This is a genomic window from Wenyingzhuangia sp. IMCC45574 (assembly GCF_054182685.1).
In genome coordinates this window covers 1,808,971-1,828,729 of record NZ_CM135169.1, presented here as the reverse complement: position 1 = coordinate 1,828,729, position 19,759 = coordinate 1,808,971, and the positions used below count along the sequence as shown (strand labels likewise).

The following is a 19,759-nucleotide window of genomic DNA, read 5'->3' as shown; positions in this document are numbered from 1 at the left end:
ATTATGTTGAAAGTGCCGGTAATGGCAGATTTATTTGCCGAGGGAAAAGAACCAGATATCTTATTTTGGGTAGGATCTGCTGGTAGTTTTGATGATAGAGCCAAAAAAATAACGAGAGCTTTTGTAAAAATATTAAACAAAGCAAATGTAAATTTTGCGGTGTTGGGTACAGAAGAAAGTTCAAGTGGTGATGCTGCAAAAAGGTCTGGAAATGAATTTTTATTCCAAATGCAAGCGATCACTAATATAGAGGTGATGAACATGTACAATGTAAAAAAGATTGTAACTGCATGTCCGCACTCTTACAATACGCTAAAGAACGAATATCCAGAATTGGGAGGTAAGTATGAAGTATATCATCACACTCAGTTTTTAAAGCAGTTAGCAGATAATGGTTCTTTAGATTTAACAGGAGCTACATTAAGTATTGATAGAGTTACTTTTCACGACCCTTGTTACTTAGGAAGAGCCAACAACGAATACGATTCTCCAAGAGCATTGTTAAAATCTTTAGGAGTTAATTTGGTAGAGATGCACCGAGCTAAGAATAAGTCTTTGTGTTGTGGTGCCGGTGGGGCTCAAATGTTTAAAGAGCCAGAAAAAGGATTTATGGATGTAAATGTGTTACGTACCAAAGATGCTTTGTTAACCAAGCCTGATGTAATTGCTACAGGATGTCCTTTTTGTAATACCATGATGACTGATGGTGTTAAAAATGAAGAAAAAGAAGGAGAGATTGAAGTAAAAGATGTAGCGGAGCTGATTGCTGAAGCATTGAAATTATAAAACTAGAAACTAGTAAAGTATTAAGATTCAAAACAGCTGTTTTGAATCTTCTTTTTTTTAAATAGAATGAAACATTGGATTCAAGCTGCAAGACTAAGAACCTTGCCATTATCATTATCGGGAATTATAGTTGGAAGTTTTTTAGCAGCTTCTAAAGGAGTTTTTCAGTGGGATATATGTGTGTTAGCTTTGTGCACCACTATTGGGTTTCAGGTGCTGTCTAATTTCGCGAACGATTATGGAGATGGTGTTAAAGGAACGGATAACGAAAATAGAGTAGGGCCAGAAAGAGCTTTACAAAGTGGAGCTATTAGTCCAAAACAAATGCTAAAAGGAATTTATATAACTGTTGTAATTACCTTAATGGTTGCTATTGCTTTAATATACGTGTCTTTTGGGAGTGAAAATTTTGTATTATCTCTTATTTTCTTCTTTTTAGGGTTGGCTTCTATAGCTGCCGCTATAAAATATACCATGGGAAAAAATGCATATGGTTATTCTGGTTTGGGAGATGTTTTTGTATTTCTGTTTTTTGGTTTGTTAGCAGTAGTGGGGTCTGAGTTTTTGTATACGCAGGAAGTTGATATACTATCTTTCTTACCAGCGGTTAGTATTGGTTTGTTTAGTGCAGCGGTGTTGAACTTGAATAATATGCGTGATAGAGCATCGGATATTTTGTCAAACAAAAATACTTTGGTTGTAAAATTGGGAGCAGTAAAGGCTAAAGTTTATCACTATGGTTTGTTGATTGTAGGAATGTTATCTGTTTTAAGTTATACTTTTTTAGCTCCTCATTTTGTAAAATGTCCAGAAGGAGTTTTTTGTGAATGTTTTGCTAGTCCAAGAATAGATTTTGAGTTAATTTATTTAATAGCCTTTATTCCTTTAACAAAACACTTTATTACAGTAGTAAAAAACAAAGAAGCCGTGTTATTAGACCCTGAATTAAAAAAGGTAGCGTTGAGTACTTTTCTGTTTGCAATCCTTTTTGGATTAGGATTGATTATTTGATACTTTTAGACCACAATTTGAAATTAAAATAAAACAAGTCATGAAAAAAATTTGGTACATATTTGGTGCAGCTGTTTTAGCGATTATTGTTACGGGAGTTTTTGCTCCTAAATCTAAAACAGTAGAGAGAAAGATAGTTATTGAGAAACCTGTAGAAGAAGTTTTTACGTATTTGGTTTCTTTAAAAAACATGGTGGAGTATTCTCCATGGCAAGCTAAAGATCCTAATGCAACGCATGTGTATACTGGAGTTGGAAATACTGTAGGATCTGTACACAGATGGGAATCTGATGTGGATGAGGTTGGTGTTGGAGAGCAAGAAATAAAATCAATTACACCAAACAAGGAAGTTGTTTCGGAGTTACGATTCGAAAAACCTTTTGAGTCTACATCTACTGGATATTTTAAATTTCAGCCTGTTGCCAAGGGTACCGAAGTAACTTGGGGTTATACGGGAGATTTAGGGTTTGTTGAAAGCGTATTTATGTTATTCATGGATATGGAAAAAGTATTAGGTCCTGATTTTGAAAAAGGTTTGGCAGATGCAAAAACGATTTTAGAGAAATAAATTCTAGTACTGAGATATTAGATTCTAGATAAGGTAGAAAGTAAGAGACAAAGTAAAATTTGACTTTTACTTTCTATTTTTGTTTTAAGTCTTAACCAAAATGGTTTAGGTGTTCGATCAGCCTGTCCTGAGCATAGTCGAAGTAGAGTCGAGAACTAATACTAAAAAAACGAATCAACATTCATGAAAGCTACTTTCAAAAAATATATTTTAAACTTTAAACAAGCATCTGGAACGTCTAGAGGAGTTTTAAGAACCAAAGAAACCTACTTTATCATTCTAGAAGAAGATGGTAAAGTAGGCTATGGAGAAACAGGTTTGTTTAGAGGTCTAAGTGCAGATGATAGAACGGATTATGAAGAGCAATTAGCTTGGGCTTGTAACCATATTCATTTAGGTCTAGAAGAGCTATTGAGTCAGCTGATAGAGTTTCCATCGATACAGTTTGGGTTGGAACAAGCATTTTTATCATTGGTAAGTAAAACCGGGTTTGATTTATTTCCTTCTGATTTCTCCAAAGGGGAAGCTACTATTCCTATTAACGGTTTGGTTTGGATGGGAGACGAAGCTTTTATGCAAGAGCAAATTCAAACAAAATTAGAGGCTGGATTCCATACCATAAAAATGAAAATTGGAGCCATAGATTTTGATACCGAGTTAAAATTGTTGGCTTCTATTCGAAGCAATTATTCAGCAGATAAAATTACGTTACGTGTGGATGCTAACGGTGCTTTTACTCCAAAAAATGCAATGGAAAAGTTAGAGAGCTTAGCCAAGTTTGATATCCATTCCATTGAGCAACCTATTCGTCAGGGACAAATTAAAGAAATGAGTGCCTTGTGTAAGAAAACACCTGTGCCTATTGCCTTAGACGAGGAGTTGATAGGTGTTTTTAAGCAGGAAGAGAAACAACAAATTATAGAAGAAATTCAACCGCAATATATTATTTTAAAACCTAGTTTGGTAGGTGGAATTAAAGGGAGTAATGAGTGGATTCAAATAGCAGAGAAAAATAAAATACCATACTGGATTACATCTGCTTTAGAAAGTAATATTGGGTTGAATGCGATTAGTCAATATACTTATACACTGAACTCTGATTTACCACAAGGGCTAGGAACAGGAAGTTTGTTTACCAATAATATAGAAAGTCCGTTAGAGGTTGAAAAAGGAAATATTAAATACAATAGCGAAAAAGAATGGAAAATAAATATATAGTTCAAGCGAATAAAGGGAAAGTAGGTCCTTTTTATTATTTGGCTGGTATTGCTTTAATAGTGCTTGGCTATGTTTTGTTTATCATGCCATTAAGAAGTGCAGTTGTAGAAAAAATAGATGCTGGTTTGGCTGATATATCTAAAATTAAAGACACTAGCTATGTGTTGTCTTTGTTTGATAGTAATCTAGGTTTACTATTCATTACACTCCCTTTTTTGGGAGGACTTTTATTTTTGTTTTTTTCAGTTGTTAAAATTCATAAATTGAGTTTAAAGTTTTTAACGACTAGCCGCTCTAAAATAGATTTTAAACGTGTATTCTTCTCTTTTGGTTTATGGGGAGGAGTGAATGTAGTGTTGATATTGCTGAGTGTATATATGAGCCCCGATACAATTGTTTGGAATTTTAATGCAGAAAAGTTTGCCATACTCTTTGTGATAGCTATGGTTATGATTCCAATACAAACGAGCTTAGAAGAGTACGTATTTAGAGGCTATTTAATGCAAGGTTTGGGAGTTGCTTCTAAAACAAACTGGTTTCCTTTACTAATTACTTCTGTAATGTTTGGCCTGATGCATTTTGGGAATCCAGAAGTAGGGAAATTAGGCTATGGAATTATGACTTTTTATATTGGTACAGGATTTTTACTAGGGATAACTACATTAATGGATGAGGGAATGGAACTATCGTTAGGTTTTCATGCAGCTCATAATTTAATGACAGCTTTGTTGGTAACTACAGATTGGACTGCTTTCCAAACCTACGCGGTTTTTAAAGATACATCAGAACCTAGTTTGTCTATGGAGTTAGGAGTTATGTTAGTTCTATATCCTTTACTACTAATAGTATTCGCAAAAAAATACAATTGGCAGCATTGGAAAGAAAAATTGATTTAAATTTAGAAAGAAAACAAAAAGTATGAGTCAGGATTATTTTGCACACGAGACAGCAGTTATAGACGAAGGAGCAATCATTGGAGAAGGGACTAAAATTTGGCACTTTTCGCATGTAATGCCAAATTCGGTGCTTGGAAAACGATGCAATTTAGGACAGAATGTTGTCATATCTCCAGAAGTAGTGTTGGGAGAAAATGTAAAAGTGCAAAACAACGTATCTGTATACACTGGAGTTGTTTGTGAGGACGATGTGTTTTTAGGTCCCTCTATGGTGTTTACCAATATTGTTAACCCAAGAAGTGCGGTAATCCGAAGAGATGAATACAAGCAAACTTTGGTGAAGAAAGGAGCAAGCATAGGAGCCAATGCAACGGTTATTTGTGGGAATACCATTGGAGAATTTGCATTGATAGGTGCAGGAGCGGTAGTTACCAAAGAAATTCCTTCGTATGCTTTAGTGGTTGGGAACCCATCCAAGCAAATAGGTTGGGTAAGCGAATACGGACATCGTTTAGAGTTTGATGCAGATGGGATTGCTTTGTGCCCAGAAACCCAACAGAAATATCAATTAGAAAATAATCAAGTGAAAAGAATAAGCTAGTTATGAAAAGAACCGATTTACCTTTTATTCCAGAGTTCTACGATCGTTATATCAACTACACTTTGGCAGATGTAGATTTGATAGATGGATTGATAGCATCGCAAACAGTTTTAGAAGATTTTAAAGAAGAATTAATCAAGTTACAGGATTATCGTTACCAAGAAGGAAAATGGACTTGTAAAGAAGTGGTTCAGCACCTAATAGACAACGAGCGTGTAATGTCTTACAGAGCGATGGCTTTGGCAAGAGGAGAACAAACACCATTGCCAGGTTACGAGCAAGATGACTATGCGGCTAACTGTAACGCGAATTTAAGAACTATGGAGAGTTTGTTAGAGGAATTTAAAGTAGTAAGACAAGCGACAATTATTTTATTCCAAAGCTTTCCAGATGAGGTTTTATTGAATGTTGGAATCTGTTCCAATATTAAAATGACTCCACTAGCCTTAGGCTTGGTGTGTATAGGGCATGCAGCTCATCATGTAGGAGTTTTACAGGAACGATATTTAGATTAGAAATAAGTGCTATATATGTGTATAAATAGAAAGAGCTACTAGATATATAGAGTGCCCCCAAAATGTTAGACACAATTTGGGGGTATTTTTATGTCTAGAAAAGTAAAGTACACATTTGAATTTAAACGTAAATGTGTTTTGTTGTTTTTTAAAGAACATCAATCGGTTATTAGTATTTGTAAAGAATTAAAGCTTCATCATTCTATTGTTTACCGTTGGTGTCAGCAGTATGAGAAAGATGGTCTACAAGGATTATTACCAAAACAAACAAAGCATTACTCTCCATCTTTTAAACTAAATGTATTACAGACTATAGATAGAGACAATCTCTCTATGGCTGAAGCTAGTTTAATTTTTAATATCGGAGGAGATTCTGTAATACATAATTGGAGGGTACGCTATAATTCTTTAGGTTTGGATGGTCTAAAAGATAAACCTAAAGGTAGACCTATTGGTATGAAGACTAAACATACAAGAAGTAAATCTAAACCATTAACTAAAGAAGAAGAACTTTTAAAAGAGAATCAATCTTTAAAAGCAGAACTTGATTTGCTAAAAAAGTTACATGCCTTAGCTCAAACCAGAGAGAAAAAGCAATAGCCATAGATGGGTTAAGGCATAAACATGATTTATCACTATTGTTAAAGCATGCGAATATGGCTAGAAGTAGCTTTTATTATCATTTGCAAAAAAGTAGAGAGCCTGACAAATATGAACTTATTAAAAAGTTAATTACTCAGATTTATCATCAAAACAAAGGAAGATATGGTTATAGAAGGATCACCTTAGAGTTAAACAATCAAGGAATAATGATCAATCATAAGACAGTATTTAGACTAATGAAATCTATGAAGTTAAAGTCTCTAGTCAGAATAAAAAAATATCGTTCTTATAGAGGGAGTCAGGGAAAAATAGCTCCTAATATTCTCCAACGAAATTTTAAGGTATTAAAACCTAATCAAAAGTGGGCTACAGATATTACAGAATTTAAAGTTCTGGGTGAAAAACTATATTTATCACCAATTATAGACTTATATAACAGAGAAATTATAAGTTATCATATCTCTAGAAGCCCTAACTTCAAACAAATAACAACCATGCTTGACAAAGCTTTTAAAAAGCATAAGCTTAATAAAACCTTACTGCATTCTGACCAAGGGTGGCAATATCAAATGAAGAGATATCAGACTTTATTGAAAAAAAACAATATCATTCAAAGTATGTCTAGAAAAGGAAATTGTTTAGATAATGCTATTATTGAGAACTTCTTTGGAACTTTGAAATCAGAACTATTTTACCTTAAAAAATGGAACTCAATTAATCAACTAGAAAAGGAAATTAAAGAATATATTAGCTATTATAATGAGGAGAGAATCTCATCGATTTTAAATGGAATGAGCCCGATAAAATATCGAGCTCAGTTCTATAAGTAATTTTTAACCGTCCAACTTTTGGGGGCTAGTCCAAAGTTTAATCCTTATACCCAAAACGTTTTAACTGTCTATCGTTAGAACGCCAGTTTTTGTTCACTTTTACGTATAAGTCCAAAAAGATTTTCTTTCCAAAGAAAGTTTCTAAATCTTTACGAGCTGCCATTCCAACCTTTTTTAAAGCAGCACCTTTATGACCTATGATAATTCCCTTTTGTGTTTCACGTTCTACCATAATAATGGCACGAATACGAATGATGTCGTCTTCTTCAAAAAACTCTTCGGTTACAATTTCTACAGCATAAGGAATTTCCTTTTTGTAGTTTTCTAAGATTTTTTCTCGAATGGCTTCGTTTACAAAGAAACGTTCGGGCTTATCTGTTAATTGATCTTTAGGATAAAAAGGAGGAGAAACAGGGATTAACTCTTTTATTTTTTCGAAAACAGGTTCTATGTTGAACTTTTCCAAAGCAGAGATTAAATAGACATTGGCATTGGGTACTTTTTCTTGCCAGTAGACCATTTTTTCTTCAATTTGTTCTTGGTTAGAAGTATCAATCTTGTTGATTAATAATAATACAGGAACTTTAGAACTCTTAATTTTTTCGAAGAAAGCCTCGTCTTTTAATTCTTTTTCTCCAATCTCTACCATGTATATTAATACATCGGCATCTTCAAAAGCAGACTTTACAAAATCCATCATGGATTCTTGCATTTCGTAGGCTGGTTTAATTATTCCAGGAGTGTCAGAAAATAAAATCTGATGATTTTCATCGTTTACTATTCCTAGAATTCTATGTCTTGTAGTTTGGGCTTTATTGGTGATAATAGAAAGCTTTTCACCTATAAAAGCATTCATTAATGTTGATTTCCCAACATTGGGATTTCCTATAATATTTACAAAACCTGCTTTGTGTGTCATGACTTTAGATTGGTCTGCAAAGATAGTCATTCCTGTATGAATTGAGAAAGAGTATAATAGAAAGAATTATTGTAAGCAATCATAAGTTTGTTATACTAAAACAATTGTTAAATTTGTTCCTAAGTAAAAACAAAAGATATGAGTCAATTCGATAACGAGAAAATTCAAGAATATTTAAAGAACGGAGCGGTAGTTTTAGATGTAAGAACTAACGAGGAGTACGATGCTGGGCACGTAGCAGGTTCTGAACACATTATTTTACAAACATTACCATCTAAGGTAGCAGTAGTAAAAGGATACGAGAAGCAAGTAATAGCTGTTTGTAGAAGTGGAGCAAGAAGTCAGCAAGCAACAGATTTCTTAAAGCAACATGGTGTAGACATCATTAACGGGGGACCATGGGGAAATGTAGATCAATATCTATAGGGATATTAGATATTAAATAGTAGATATAAAAAAAGCGGTGATTTTAAGAGATCACCGCTTTTTGCATATTTTTAATTAACCATTAACTATCTTCTATCTCCTAAGAAACGTAATAGGTAGATAAATAAGTTGATAAAGTCCAAATACAAAGACAAAGCACCTAAAACAGCTCCTTTTTTAGCTTGTTCTTCAGATTGCATTGTACTTGCCATTTGCTTTATTTTTTGTGTGTCATAAGCTGTTAAACCTACAAAAACTAACACTCCAATTACGTTAATAATCCAGTAGAAAGTTCCAGATTTTATAAAGAAAACATTTACAACAGAAGAAATGATAATCCCTGTCAAAGCCATGTACAATAAACTTCCCCAGCTGGTTAAATCTTTTTTAGTAGTGTATCCATACAAACTCATAGCTCCAAAAGTACCTGCGGTTACAAAAAATGTAGAGGCTATAGAAGCAGAAGTGTAGGCTATAAAAACAACGGAGAGCGTTAGTCCGTTTAAAATGGCATAGATAATAAATAACAAGCTTGCTCTTTCAGACGTCATACGGTTAATTCCTGCCGATATCCAAAGGACTAAACCTATTTCAGCTCCAATTAAACCATAAAATAACAATCTATTCATTCCTCCTTCTGGCGGGAATAATAATTCTAAAAAGGCAGGTGTTGTAGCTGCCCAGTAAGATACCAAGGCGGTTATTAAAAGTGCACCACTCATCCAAGCATACACTTTATTCATAAAAACAGCTTCTTTGCTGCTTGTAGTTTCAATAGAAAAAGGGTTCATAATAATTTATTTTAATACAACTATAAAATTACACAAACTGTACCAAACTAATGCAATGACAGAATGTCTTTATAGCTGATTTTTAATTTTTTGTAGTTCCACCTTAATTGCTTCTAATCTGCTAATGATATCGACTTTGGTGACTGTTTTTTTAGGTTGTTCACGCAGTTTTTTACGAACACCTTCTAAGGAGTATCCTTGTTCTTTGGCTAAATGATATACCAATTTTAATTTTTCAATATCTGTATCGGTAAACATTCGGTCTCCTTTGCTATTTTTTTTAGGCTTAATCATATCAAACTCCTGCTCCCAGTAACGTATCATAGAAGAGGGCACACCAAAAGCATCGGCAACTTCTCCAATTTTATAATAACGTTTTTTAGGCAGTTCTATATGCATACAATTGTAACTTATCAATAGCAATTATAATTCTTAAGTAAATTAAATTTACAAATTTGCTAGGAGAATCTTTTAGAAAAATGAAACGAATATTTAATCCAAAGATTGGTTTTCTTGTGTAGAAAGCATTAACATGGTTTCGTACTCTTCTGGAGTTAAATCGTTGTGATAAAAATAAACAGGGTTCATTTTTTTGTTCCCTTTTTTAACTTCATAGTGCAAGTGAGGGGCAGTAGAAGAACCCGTAGAACCAACAAAACCAATTAGGTCACCACGTTTTACTTTCTGACCTCGTCTTACATTAAACTTACTCATATGAGCATATAGGGTCTCGTAACCAAAACCGTGGTCTATAATAATGTGGTGTCCAAATCCTTTTCTCGATTTTTTTGCCAATTTAACAACACCATTACCCGTTGCATAAATATGCGTTCCTTGTGGAGAAGAAAAGTCCATTCCCCAGTGCATACGCTTTGTTTTGTAGATAGGGTGAATTCTCATTCCGTACCCAGAAGCCATACGTTTTAAATCTTTATTAGCTACAGGTTGTATTGCAGGAATAGAGGCAAGCATTTCGGCCTTGTTTTTAGCCAGCTTTACAATTTCATCTAAAGATTTAGACTGTACTACTAAACGCTTTTGTAAGATGTCCATGTTTTTAGTGGCTTCTATTATTAGCTCACTGTTTTTGTAATCCCCTAAGCTTTTATATCGGTTAACTCCACCAAAACCAGCATTTCTTTCTTCATTAGAAATTGGTTTGGCTTCGAATATAATTCGGTAAATATTGTTATCTCGTTGTTGAATTTCTTCTAAAATAGCACTAGACTCTGCCATTTTCTTTTCTAAAAGCTGATAATTAAATTGTAAGTTGTTTAATTCTCTTAGTGTAGCACGTTCCGAAGGAGATTTTATAATGGTACTAAACGTTACAAATCCAATAAGTCCTATTAATAAAACAGCCAAACTATACAATAATGTATTCCTAAGAGTTTTCTTAGTATCTCTTTTTATGGGTTGATAAGATAGTGTCTCTGGATCGTAATAAAATTTTGCTTTCGCCATGAAACTAATTTAACTATTTTTGTGACCGATTATATTAAAAACAACAATTTAGAATTATCTAACGAACAAAAGTACAAAATGTTTTGTGAACTTAGGAAAGTCTAAAATTGTTAACCTACAATTATCTTATGAAGTCTCAAGACGTTAGAAAAAAGTTTTTAGAGTTTTTTGAATCTAAACAACATAAAATAGTCCCTTCGGCACCGATGGTGTTAAAAGACGATCCAACTTTAATGTTTGTAAACTCTGGAATGGCTCCTTTTAAAGAGTATTTTTTAGGACAAAAGAAAGTGGTAGATGCTAGAGTTACAGATTCGCAAAAATGTTTGAGAGTTTCTGGTAAGCACAATGATTTAGAAGAGGTTGGTATTGATACCTATCACCACACCTTGTTCGAAATGTTGGGGAACTGGTCTTTTGGAGATTACTTTAAAAAAGAAGCAATTGCTTGGGCTTGGGAATTGTTAACAGAAGTATACAAGCTAGAAAAAGATCAACTATACGTTACTATTTTTGAAGGTGATGCTTCTGAAGGTCTAGAAAAAGATACCGAAGCTTATGATCTATGGAAAGAACACATAGCAGCAGATAGAATTTTACTTGGGAACAAAAAGGATAATTTCTGGGAAATGGGAGCGCAAGGACCTTGTGGACCTTGTTCAGAAATTCATGTAGATATTCGTTCTAAAGAAGAAAGAGCCAAGGTTGATGGAGCTACTTTGGTAAACATGGATCACCCACAAGTGGTAGAAATATGGAACTTGGTATTTATGCAGTTCAACCGTAAAGCGGATGGCTCTTTAGAAAACTTACCGAACAAGCATATTGATACCGGAATGGGATTTGAGCGTTTGTGTATGGCGTTACAAGGAGTAACTTCTAACTACGACACAGATGTATTTACGCCATTAATTCACGAATTAGAATCTAAAACAGGATTTACGTATGGTAAATCTGAAGAGATAGACATTGCCATCCGTGTAATTTCAGATCATGTAAGAGCGGTTGCTTTTGCTATTGCAGATGGACAATTGCCATCGAGCACTGGAGCAGGGTATGTAATCCGTAGAATTTTAAGACGTGCCATCCGTTACGGATTTACGTTCTTAAATCAGAAAGAACCTTTTATTTACCAATTGGTAGATGTATTGGCTCATCAAATGGGAGATTATTTCCCAGAGATTGTAAACCAAAAACAGTTGGTAAGAAATGTAATGAAAGAAGAAGAAGCTTCTTTCTTAAGAACATTAGGACAAGGTTTAGGTTTGTTAGATGAGGTAATTAATAATACCAAAGGGAAAGAGGTATCTGGAGACAAAGCTTTTGAATTGTACGATACTTTTGGTTTTCCTATTGATTTAACCGCATTAATTTTAAGCGAAAAAGGGTATTCATTAAACGAAACAGAGTTTGATACTGCTTTGGAAAAGCAAAAAAGTAGATCTAGAGCTGCTGCGGAAATGGATATGGATGACTGGGTGATTTTAAAAGAAGATGCCGACGAGGAATTTATTGGTTATGATTATTTAGAATCTCCAGTAAGAATTACCAGATATAGAAAAATCACTTCTAAAAAAGATGGTGAGTTGTTCCAATTGGTGTTTAACATTACTCCTTTCTATCCAGAAGGAGGAGGACAAGTTGGAGATAGAGGGTTTTTAGAAGCAAGTAATGGTAACGTTGTTCATATTTTAGATACTAAGAAGGAGAACAACTTAATAATGCACATTACAAAGCATTTGCCAATTAATCCTACAGATAGTTTTAAAGCGGTAGTAGATGTTAAAAACAGAGAATCTTCTAATAACAACCACTCTGCAACACACTTATTACACCAAGCGTTAAGAACGGTGTTAGGGACACATGTGCAACAAAAAGGATCGTTGGTAAACTCTAAATATTTACGTTTTGACTTTTCTCACTTTGCGAAAGTAACGGCAGATGAGTTAGAAGAAGTAGAAGCGTTTGTAAACCAACGTATTCGTGAAAAATTAGATTTGCAAGAGTTTAGAAAAATTCCAATGCAAGAAGCTATTGACAAAGGAGCAATGGCCTTATTTGGTGAGAAATACGGAGATACGGTTCGTATGATTCAGTTTGGAAATTCTAAAGAATTGTGTGGAGGTACTCATGTTACCAATACAAACAATATATGGCATTTTAAAATTAAAGCAGAAAGTGCTGTAGCTGCTGGAGTTCGTAGAATTGAAGCAATTACAGGTACTGCTGCTAAAGAATATTATACGCAACAGGATAGAGTTTTAGACGATGTAAGACAGTCGTTAAAGAATGCAAAGGATCCTGTAAAAGCAATTACTTCTTTACAAGACGAAAATTCAGTGTTAAAGAAACAAGTAGAAGCTTTATTAAAGGAAAAAGCAAAGAATGTAAAAGGATCTTTAAAGTCTGCTATTAAAGAAGTAAACGGAATTAACTTCTTAGCTACTAAAATAGATATGAATCCTGGAGCTATTAAGGATATTGCACATGAGTTAGGTGGTGAAGTTGAAAACTTGTTTTTCTTTGCAGGAGCAGAGAACGATGGTAAGGCAACTTTAACAACTTATATTGCTAAAAACTTAGTAGAAGAAAAAGGATATGATGCTGGTAAAATTGTTCGCGAATTAGGTAAATACATCCAAGGAGGTGGTGGAGGACAAAAGTTCTTTGCAACTGCAGGAGGTAAAAACCCAGCAGGATTGTCTGAAGCGATAGAGAAAGTACAGGAATATTTGTAGGCCATATGCAATAGGCTTTATGCTATAAGCATTAGTCATGGGAATAAAAAAGGCCTACAGCATATTGCCTAAAGCTTAAAGCCCATATAATGGAACTACGAACTAAAATAAAATTCAAATCCCAACAGGAAAATCAAATAGACCATACGTCTAAGATTCTCTTGTTGGGATCTTGTTTTTCTGAGAATATTGGAAAGAAATTAGATTACTTTAAATTCAGCACACACATTAATCCTTTTGGAGTTTTGTTTAGTCCAACGGCGATTGAAAAAGTGCTTTTTGATGCCATTTCAAAAAAGGAATATATAGAAGCTGATATCGTTCAAAATGGAGAAGTATTTCATTCGTTACATCATCATTCAGACTTATCTGCTTTAAGTGCTAATGAAGTGCTAATGAATATTCATCAAGCACAAGAAAGTTGTTTGAGTTTTTTAAAAGAAGCTTCCCATGTGATTATCACCTTAGGCACAAGTTGGGTGTACGAGTATGTAAAAACGAAGAAATTGGTTGCCAATTGTCATAAAATTCCACAAACAGAGTTTTCCAAACGAATACTCTCTGTTGATGAGGTTACCGCTTCGTTAGAGAATATTGTTTCTTTGATTAACTCAGTAAATCCATCGACTCAAATTATTTTTACGGTAAGTCCTGTAAGGCATACCAAAGATGGGTTGGTAGAGAATTCTTTGAGCAAAGCACATCTACTGTCTTCTGTGGCTACCATAGTAAAAAATGGACACGATGTGTCTTACTATGGGAGTTATGAAATTATGATGGATGATTTAAGGGATTATCGATTCTATGAAGCAGATTTAATTCACCCGAATCAAGTAGCGATTGATTATATCTGGGAGCAATTTACAAGTGTCTGGATAACAGAAAAAGCACAATCTTATTTTAAAAGAATTGCTTCTGTTCAACAAAGTAAATTGCACAAACCTTTTCATGCAGAATCTCAATCGCATCAAAAATTTTTACAGAAATTAGCTGTGAAACAAAACGAACTAGAAAAAGAACTTCATGTCAAATTTTAATATGCATCCCTCATTTCAATTAAACGGAGAGAGTTTTGAATCTCAGTTAGAATTGATTTCATTTTCAGAAGAAGTATCGGATGATTTGTATTGGTTTTTACAAGAATGGTTTTCAGATTCGGAAACGCTTATTGTAAAAACTTCGGGATCTACAGGTACTCCCAAGTTAATAGCTATTAAAAAAGAATACATGCGCAATTCCGCCAAAGCAACGGGAGCTTTTTTTGAATTAGCAGCGGAAACCAAAGCATTGTGTTGTTTGTCTACAGAATACATTGCCGGGAAAATGATGGTGGTAAGAGCATTGGAATTAGGTTGGCAGTTAGATGTAGTAGCTCCAGTAAGCAATCCGTTAGAAAACTCTTTTGATACCTATGATTTTTGTGCCATGGTACCAATGCAGGTAAAAGCGAGTTTGTGGGATCTACATTTGGTGAAAAAACTAATCATTGGTGGGGGAGTAGTGTCTGTAGGATTACAAGCACAGTTACAAGAAGTAATTACCGAGTGTTATGCAACCTATGGAATGACGGAAACCGTTACGCATATTGCTGTTAAAAAATTGAATCTTGTCAGTTCGAGTGATGTTGAGGAGACGAAACATCGTGTCGAGAACCCGACAAGCAACTATAAATTACTACCCAATATTACCATCTCCCAAGATGAACGAGACTGTTTGGTTATAGATGCTCCTTTATTAAGCGATGAGAAAGTAATCACCAACGATATTGTTAAGATTCTTTCAGAAACCGAGTTTGAGTGGTTGGGGCGTTTTGATAATGTCATCAATTCAGGAGGGGTGAAATTGCACCCAGAGCAAATAGAAAAAGAACTATCAAAAATTATTTCTCAACGATTCTTTGTTGCTGGTCAGCCTGATGAAGTATTAGGAGAGAAATTGATTTTAATTATTGAAGGAGCCAAAACAGCATTAAACTTTTCATCTTTGGAATTGTCCAAGTACGAAGTACCAAAAGAGGTGTTTTTTGTTGAGAAATTTGCATTAACGGAAACACAAAAAATACAAAGACAAAAAACAATCAATTTAATCAGCTAAAAACCGCATTGCGATAGCAGTATTTTACCATTGCTATCTAATTAGACTATCAAAAAGATGAAACTATTTATTCAATTATTATTTCTACTTACCATTACTGTAGGATTTGGACAAAAAACAACCGTGTCAGGAGTTGTAAAAACAGCTAAGAATGAACCGTTGTCTTATGTATCTGTTACTTTGAAAATAAAAGACACAAATCAACAAAAGCAAGGACTTACCAACGAAGAGGGGGCTTTCTTGTTTAAAGATGTAGGTGCAGGAAACTATGAGTTAATAGTTTCTTCTTTAGGATTTAAAAAAGCTATTCAAGAAGTTTTTGTAGGAGGAATTAGTCCGTATATAAATGTTGGATCTATTGTGTTAGAAGAAGATGTCGCTCAGTTAGATGCTGTAAATATCAAAGCAAATAAATCGGAGTTGAGTAAAGGTTTGGAGAAAAAGACCTACGATGCAGATAAGATTATTTCGCAAGGAGGAGGGACTATTTTAGATGCTTTAAAAGGAATGCCAGGAATTGCAGTAGATCAAGAAGGAAAAGTGTTGCTAAGAGGAAGTGATAAGGTTTTGATTCTAATAGATGGGCAACAATCGAGTTTAACAGGTTTTGGAAATCAAAAAGGATTGGATAACATTCCAGCAAGTAACATTCAAAAAATAGAAATCATTAACAATCCATCTGCTAAGTATGATGCTAGCGGAATGGCAGGGGCAATTAATATCATCTACAAAAAAGAAAAGAAAGAAGGATTAAATGGTACTGCTGGTTTTACCTATGGATTGGGAGTGTTGTCTAAAAGAAAAGAAGATTTACCAACCCAATTAGGTAGTTACGATTTTACTCCTAAATACATTCCTAGCTTAGATTTAAATTATCAAAAGAAGAAAGTAAATATCTTTTTACAATCGGAAGTATTGATGTTAGAGAAGTTGCCAAATAATGAGTTTACAACTCGTAATTACGACGATGGAAGAAATACCATTTCTCAAGTACCAGAAAACAGAGAACAGATTCACTACATTTTTAAAGGAGGAGCAGACTTTGAATTGGACAAACAGAATAAAATCAAAATCTCATCAGTATACGATTGGGAAAAACATACAGATACCGCCCAAGTTCCATACATTAATTTAGACACGAACAAACGATACAGGTATACCAATTGGAACGAAGAAGAAATCACAGGATATTTTAATATTGCTGCGGATTATGAACATAAATTTATGGAACCAGGTCATCGTTTAAATGCAAGGTTACAGTATGTAAGAGGTTGGGAAGACGAAACCTATTATATTAATGACAGTGTAAACAATACACCAAGTAGAGACATTACTAATATTTTAGCAACAGAACATATTTATGTGGGAAGCGTAGATTATTCCAAACCTTTTAGCAACGGTTTGTTAGAAACTGGAGCTAAGGTGCAATACAGAGATTTACCGGTAGATTATACGGTAACTCCTGATGCAAATAATTCTATCATTTATCCAAACATGGGGAATGAGTCTAATTGGGAAGAAACGATCTATGCAGCCTATGCCAACTTAATCTACGAGAAACCAACCTATGATATTGAAGGAGGAATAAGAACAGAGCAAACGTATGTTACTTATAGGGTAGACGAAAACAATGTTTACTTTGATAGGAAAGAAGATGCTTATGATTATTTTGAACTGTTTCCAAATATTAGATTTAGTTACAAGCTAACCAATAAACAAAAATTGTCTTTGTTTTACAACAGAAGAATAGATAGGCCGGGAGAACCGCAATTAAGAATGTTTGCAAAATCGGATGATCATGAATTGCTAAAAGTTGGAAACCCATATTTAAGGCCTCAGTTTGTAAATTCTGGAGAAGCAGCTTACAAGGTAAGGTGGAGTAAAAGTTCGTTGTTCTTAGCTGCTTATTACAAGCATATAGACAATCCTTACACAAGAGTATATGTAGATGCTCAGAATGCCAATTACGATGTAATTGTAAAGAGTTATGCCAATACAGGAAGTGGTAGTAATGCTGGGTTAGAAGTAATTTACGATTGGCAAGTTTTGGATTATTTAAAAATTGCTGCAAATTTCAATGGTTATCAGAATAGTATTGATGGATATACAGGAGAGGTGTTGTTTCCCATAAGACAGAATTTTACTATAGAAGATAGAAAAGAGTTTACATGGGATGCAAAAGTAAATTCTACCTTGGAGTTAAAGAATAATTGGAATGTACAATTAAGCTATTTATATATGGCACCAAAGAATATTGCACAAGGAAGACAGTTTCGTAGAAGTTCTTTAGACTTGGGAGTTCAGAAGAAATTTTGGAGTGGTAAAGCAGAATACTTCTTTGCTTTTACAGATATCTTAAATCAATATGGAATAAAACAACATATTAATGGTAGTGATTTTACAGCACTTTATGAAAATTATTATGAAACTCAGGTCTTAAGAACCGGGGTGAAAATTCATTTTTAGAAAGAACACTTGGTTACAAAAAAGAACCTTTAATAGTTTTCTATTAAAGGTTCTTTTTGTTTTTAATTTATAGGATGTCTTTTACTGAAAAAGAAAATCTAAGCTTTGTTGTGCATTCATTGCATCGAGCCCTTTGATATTGTACTTAATCAAATGCGTATTGATTAGTTTTCTTTTTACATTGTCGTAAAAACTATTAATAAATGGTTCTGGGTGTCTTCCAGCCAAAATTTCTTCTCCTATTCTTTCTTGTAACCAATCTATAGGGGTTTCCGTTTTTACCTTTTTATAGCTTAAAGTAGGCTGTAAAGTCGTTCTGTCAATAGTTTCTAATTCAAATTCTACTTTTGTCTTTTTGTTTTCATCAACAACAAAATTTAATAAATAGTTTTTGTTAAAGTCTTTAATTTCCATAGCTCCTAGTTTTTAGTTATTCAAATAAAAAGTCGATGTCTGTGTTCACATCTAAAACATCAAATTCCTCAATCTCAATTTTGTCAAAGAAAGCTAAAATTAGATTTCTTTTAATTACCTCTATAAAATGATCATTTAATTCTGAACGCTTACACTCGTGATGTTCAATACCATTTGGTAAAAAATTAAATCGATCTATAGACGTTAATGTACATAGTACAGTATCGGTCGTTTTTAAATCTTTAATATTAAAGAGCATCAAATTTGTTTTGTTGTACTCTTCAATCGTCATGATTTCATCATCATGATGGTGGTTGTGATTACTCAAACTTTCGAATTTTAATTAAAAACTGAAGGAAGTGATATTAGCAATTTTTCACACTTCTAATGTAATAAAAAAAATAGAACTAGTTGTTTACAACCTAAAAAAACGATTTTACATTTGTTAGATACTTATAGGAGCTAAATTAATAGATACATTTGTTTTTGTAAACTGCGATTATTCCCAGTTACGTAATCTCTCAAGTTTTTCTTCTTTAATATCTTTAAGGACAGAGAAAAAGTCAATTCCAGTCATTTTTTCTACTTCATCTACACTAGTTTGGTAAGAAAAATATTTAGCAGGTTTCTTTATATGCGGCATTATAAACGCCGTCATTTTCTGGGGTGGGGTAATGTCGTAGATAACTTTGTAATAGTAACCTGGAACAGTTACTTCTTCTTTACCTATTTGTTCAATATTGTCTTTAAATATAGGACCTGTTACAACAAGCAGAGAGTCTTCTTCTACAGCCCATTCTCTAACCTGAGCTTCTAATCTTTTCCATTCTCCACGATTAAATCCAGGGAGCTGAGGTGACATGTTAGATAAATAGAAAGTTTCGGACATGGCTTCTTTGTTTAGCTTCATATCTGCTGCCGGGCACAAGTGTCCACGGTCATATCCACTTTTTTTATAGTCACTTAATGTTGCAGATTTGGTAATAATGTCTGGGTCTGTTCTAAAATCGTCTTTACGTTTAGCACTACCTTTAATAGATGCTTTGGTTAGTAAGTAATATACCCAGTTTGGTTGCTCGTGTTCCTCGTTGTAGTCTATAGAGTAGTATGTATGATTGTATACTTGTGAAGAGGAAGTAGGAAAAAAACTTTTATAGTTGTAAGTAGTGTTAACATTGGTGCTTTCTGTAGAAGATGGAGCGTGCTTTGTTTCTTCTACCTGTTCTGTTTGAACGTCTTTTGGTTTTATATTGATGATTTGATGAATCTCAGTTTGATATTTTAAATACAAACCAATAAGTAAAATCACAAAAGTTAGAAATGAGTAAAATTTGTTTTTAGTTTTATTAGCCATGGTGTTTTTTTAAAGTAAAAATAAAACCCTCTTAGAATTTTCTAGAGGGTTTTAGTGTTTAATAA

Annotated in this window: 21 protein-coding genes; 14 read left to right on the top strand and 7 right to left on the bottom strand. The window is 33.8% G+C overall.

Annotated features, from left to right (window positions below):
- Positions 1-3 precede the first annotated feature (3 nt).
- The 9 genes from ACXHHC_RS07705 (at position 4) to ACXHHC_RS07665 (ending at position 7,028) form a co-directional block, all read left to right on the top strand.
- Positions 4-786 (top strand): (Fe-S)-binding protein, encoded by a 783-nt coding sequence (locus ACXHHC_RS07705; RefSeq protein WP_458229047.1) that lies wholly within the window; start codon positions 4-6, stop codon positions 784-786.
- A gap of 66 nt (positions 787-852) precedes the next feature.
- Complete coding sequence (gene menA, locus ACXHHC_RS07700) at positions 853-1,797, top strand: 1,4-dihydroxy-2-naphthoate octaprenyltransferase (RefSeq protein WP_458229046.1); 945 nt, start codon at positions 853-855, stop codon at positions 1,795-1,797.
- Positions 1,798-1,837: 40 nt separating this feature from the next.
- Positions 1,838-2,365 carry an SRPBCC family protein gene (locus ACXHHC_RS07695; RefSeq protein ID WP_458229045.1) on the top strand — a complete coding sequence of 176 codons (528 nt, stop codon included), beginning with the start codon at positions 1,838-1,840 and terminating at the stop codon, positions 2,363-2,365.
- A 183-nt stretch (positions 2,366-2,548) separates the two neighbouring features.
- Entirely contained in the window at positions 2,549-3,583 is a 1,035-nt protein-coding gene (locus ACXHHC_RS07690) for an o-succinylbenzoate synthase (RefSeq protein ID WP_458229044.1), read from the top strand.
- Positions 3,565-4,479: a CPBP family intramembrane glutamic endopeptidase gene (locus ACXHHC_RS07685; protein ID WP_458229043.1), complete on the top strand. Its 915-nt coding sequence runs from the start codon at positions 3,565-3,567 to the stop codon at positions 4,477-4,479. The genes ACXHHC_RS07690 and ACXHHC_RS07685 overlap by 19 nt, the downstream gene beginning before the upstream one ends.
- A gap of 22 nt (positions 4,480-4,501) precedes the next feature.
- The gene (locus tag ACXHHC_RS07680) at positions 4,502-5,080 is read left to right on the top strand and encodes an acyltransferase (protein WP_458229042.1); all 579 of its coding nucleotides are present in this window, start codon (positions 4,502-4,504) and stop codon (positions 5,078-5,080) included.
- A gap of 2 nt (positions 5,081-5,082) precedes the next feature.
- Positions 5,083-5,595 carry a DinB family protein gene (locus ACXHHC_RS07675; RefSeq protein WP_458229041.1) on the top strand — a complete coding sequence of 171 codons (513 nt, stop codon included), beginning with the start codon at positions 5,083-5,085 and terminating at the stop codon, positions 5,593-5,595.
- Between the two features lie 90 nt (positions 5,596-5,685).
- Entirely contained in the window at positions 5,686-6,195 is a 510-nt protein-coding gene (locus tag ACXHHC_RS07670; RefSeq protein WP_458225989.1) for a transposase, read from the top strand.
- Entirely contained in the window at positions 6,192-7,028 is an 837-nt protein-coding gene (locus tag ACXHHC_RS07665) for an IS3 family transposase (RefSeq protein WP_458229237.1), read from the top strand. The genes ACXHHC_RS07670 and ACXHHC_RS07665 overlap by 4 nt, the downstream gene beginning before the upstream one ends.
- A gap of 37 nt (positions 7,029-7,065) precedes the next feature.
- Here the strand turns inward: ACXHHC_RS07665 and era are convergent, their stop codons facing one another.
- Positions 7,066-7,947 (bottom strand): GTPase Era, encoded by an 882-nt coding sequence (gene era, locus ACXHHC_RS07660; RefSeq protein ID WP_458229236.1) that lies wholly within the window; start codon positions 7,945-7,947, stop codon positions 7,066-7,068.
- A 138-nt stretch (positions 7,948-8,085) separates the two neighbouring features.
- Here era and ACXHHC_RS07655 point away from each other — a divergent pair, with 138 nt between their 5' ends.
- Positions 8,086-8,373, top strand: a complete 288-nt coding sequence (locus ACXHHC_RS07655; RefSeq protein WP_458229040.1) for a rhodanese-like domain-containing protein — start codon at positions 8,086-8,088, stop codon at positions 8,371-8,373.
- A gap of 86 nt (positions 8,374-8,459) precedes the next feature.
- Here the strand turns inward: ACXHHC_RS07655 and ACXHHC_RS07650 are convergent, their stop codons facing one another.
- The 3 genes from ACXHHC_RS07650 to ACXHHC_RS07640 form a co-directional block, all read right to left on the bottom strand.
- Positions 8,460-9,164, bottom strand: coding sequence for a Bax inhibitor-1/YccA family protein (locus ACXHHC_RS07650; RefSeq protein ID WP_458229039.1), 705 nt, complete (start codon positions 9,162-9,164; stop codon positions 8,460-8,462).
- Between the two features lie 69 nt (positions 9,165-9,233).
- Positions 9,234-9,563, bottom strand: coding sequence for a MerR family transcriptional regulator (locus tag ACXHHC_RS07645; RefSeq protein ID WP_458229038.1), 330 nt, complete (start codon positions 9,561-9,563; stop codon positions 9,234-9,236).
- A 93-nt stretch (positions 9,564-9,656) separates the two neighbouring features.
- Positions 9,657-10,628, bottom strand: a complete 972-nt coding sequence (locus ACXHHC_RS07640; protein WP_458229037.1) for a M23 family metallopeptidase — start codon at positions 10,626-10,628, stop codon at positions 9,657-9,659.
- Positions 10,629-10,756: 128 nt separating this feature from the next.
- On the opposite strand from ACXHHC_RS07640, the gene alaS reads away from it, so the two are divergent.
- From alaS to ACXHHC_RS07620, 4 genes are all read left to right on the top strand, one after another.
- Positions 10,757-13,366, top strand: a complete 2,610-nt coding sequence (gene alaS, locus ACXHHC_RS07635) for an alanine--tRNA ligase (RefSeq protein WP_458229036.1) — start codon at positions 10,757-10,759, stop codon at positions 13,364-13,366.
- An 89-nt stretch (positions 13,367-13,455) separates the two neighbouring features.
- Positions 13,456-14,403 carry a GSCFA domain-containing protein gene (locus tag ACXHHC_RS07630; protein ID WP_458229035.1) on the top strand — a complete coding sequence of 316 codons (948 nt, stop codon included), beginning with the start codon at positions 13,456-13,458 and terminating at the stop codon, positions 14,401-14,403.
- Complete coding sequence (locus ACXHHC_RS07625) at positions 14,390-15,460, top strand: AMP-binding protein (RefSeq protein WP_458229034.1); 1,071 nt, start codon at positions 14,390-14,392, stop codon at positions 15,458-15,460. Before ACXHHC_RS07630 ends, ACXHHC_RS07625 begins: the two co-directional genes overlap by 14 nt.
- A gap of 57 nt (positions 15,461-15,517) precedes the next feature.
- Positions 15,518-17,926: a TonB-dependent receptor domain-containing protein gene (locus tag ACXHHC_RS07620; RefSeq protein ID WP_458229033.1), complete on the top strand. Its 2,409-nt coding sequence runs from the start codon at positions 15,518-15,520 to the stop codon at positions 17,924-17,926.
- A gap of 81 nt (positions 17,927-18,007) precedes the next feature.
- On the opposite strand, the gene ACXHHC_RS07615 is transcribed toward ACXHHC_RS07620, so the two are convergent.
- The 3 genes from ACXHHC_RS07615 to ACXHHC_RS07605 form a co-directional block, all read right to left on the bottom strand.
- Positions 18,008-18,340 (bottom strand): hypothetical protein, encoded by a 333-nt coding sequence (locus tag ACXHHC_RS07615; RefSeq protein WP_458229032.1) that lies wholly within the window; start codon positions 18,338-18,340, stop codon positions 18,008-18,010.
- 16 nt (positions 18,341-18,356) lie between these two features.
- Positions 18,357-18,668: a hypothetical protein gene (locus tag ACXHHC_RS07610; protein ID WP_458229031.1), complete on the bottom strand. Its 312-nt coding sequence runs from the start codon at positions 18,666-18,668 to the stop codon at positions 18,357-18,359.
- Positions 18,669-18,839: 171 nt separating this feature from the next.
- Positions 18,840-19,694, bottom strand: a complete 855-nt coding sequence (locus ACXHHC_RS07605) for a DNA/RNA non-specific endonuclease (RefSeq protein ID WP_458229030.1) — start codon at positions 19,692-19,694, stop codon at positions 18,840-18,842.
- Between the last annotated feature and the right edge of the window lie 65 nt (positions 19,695-19,759).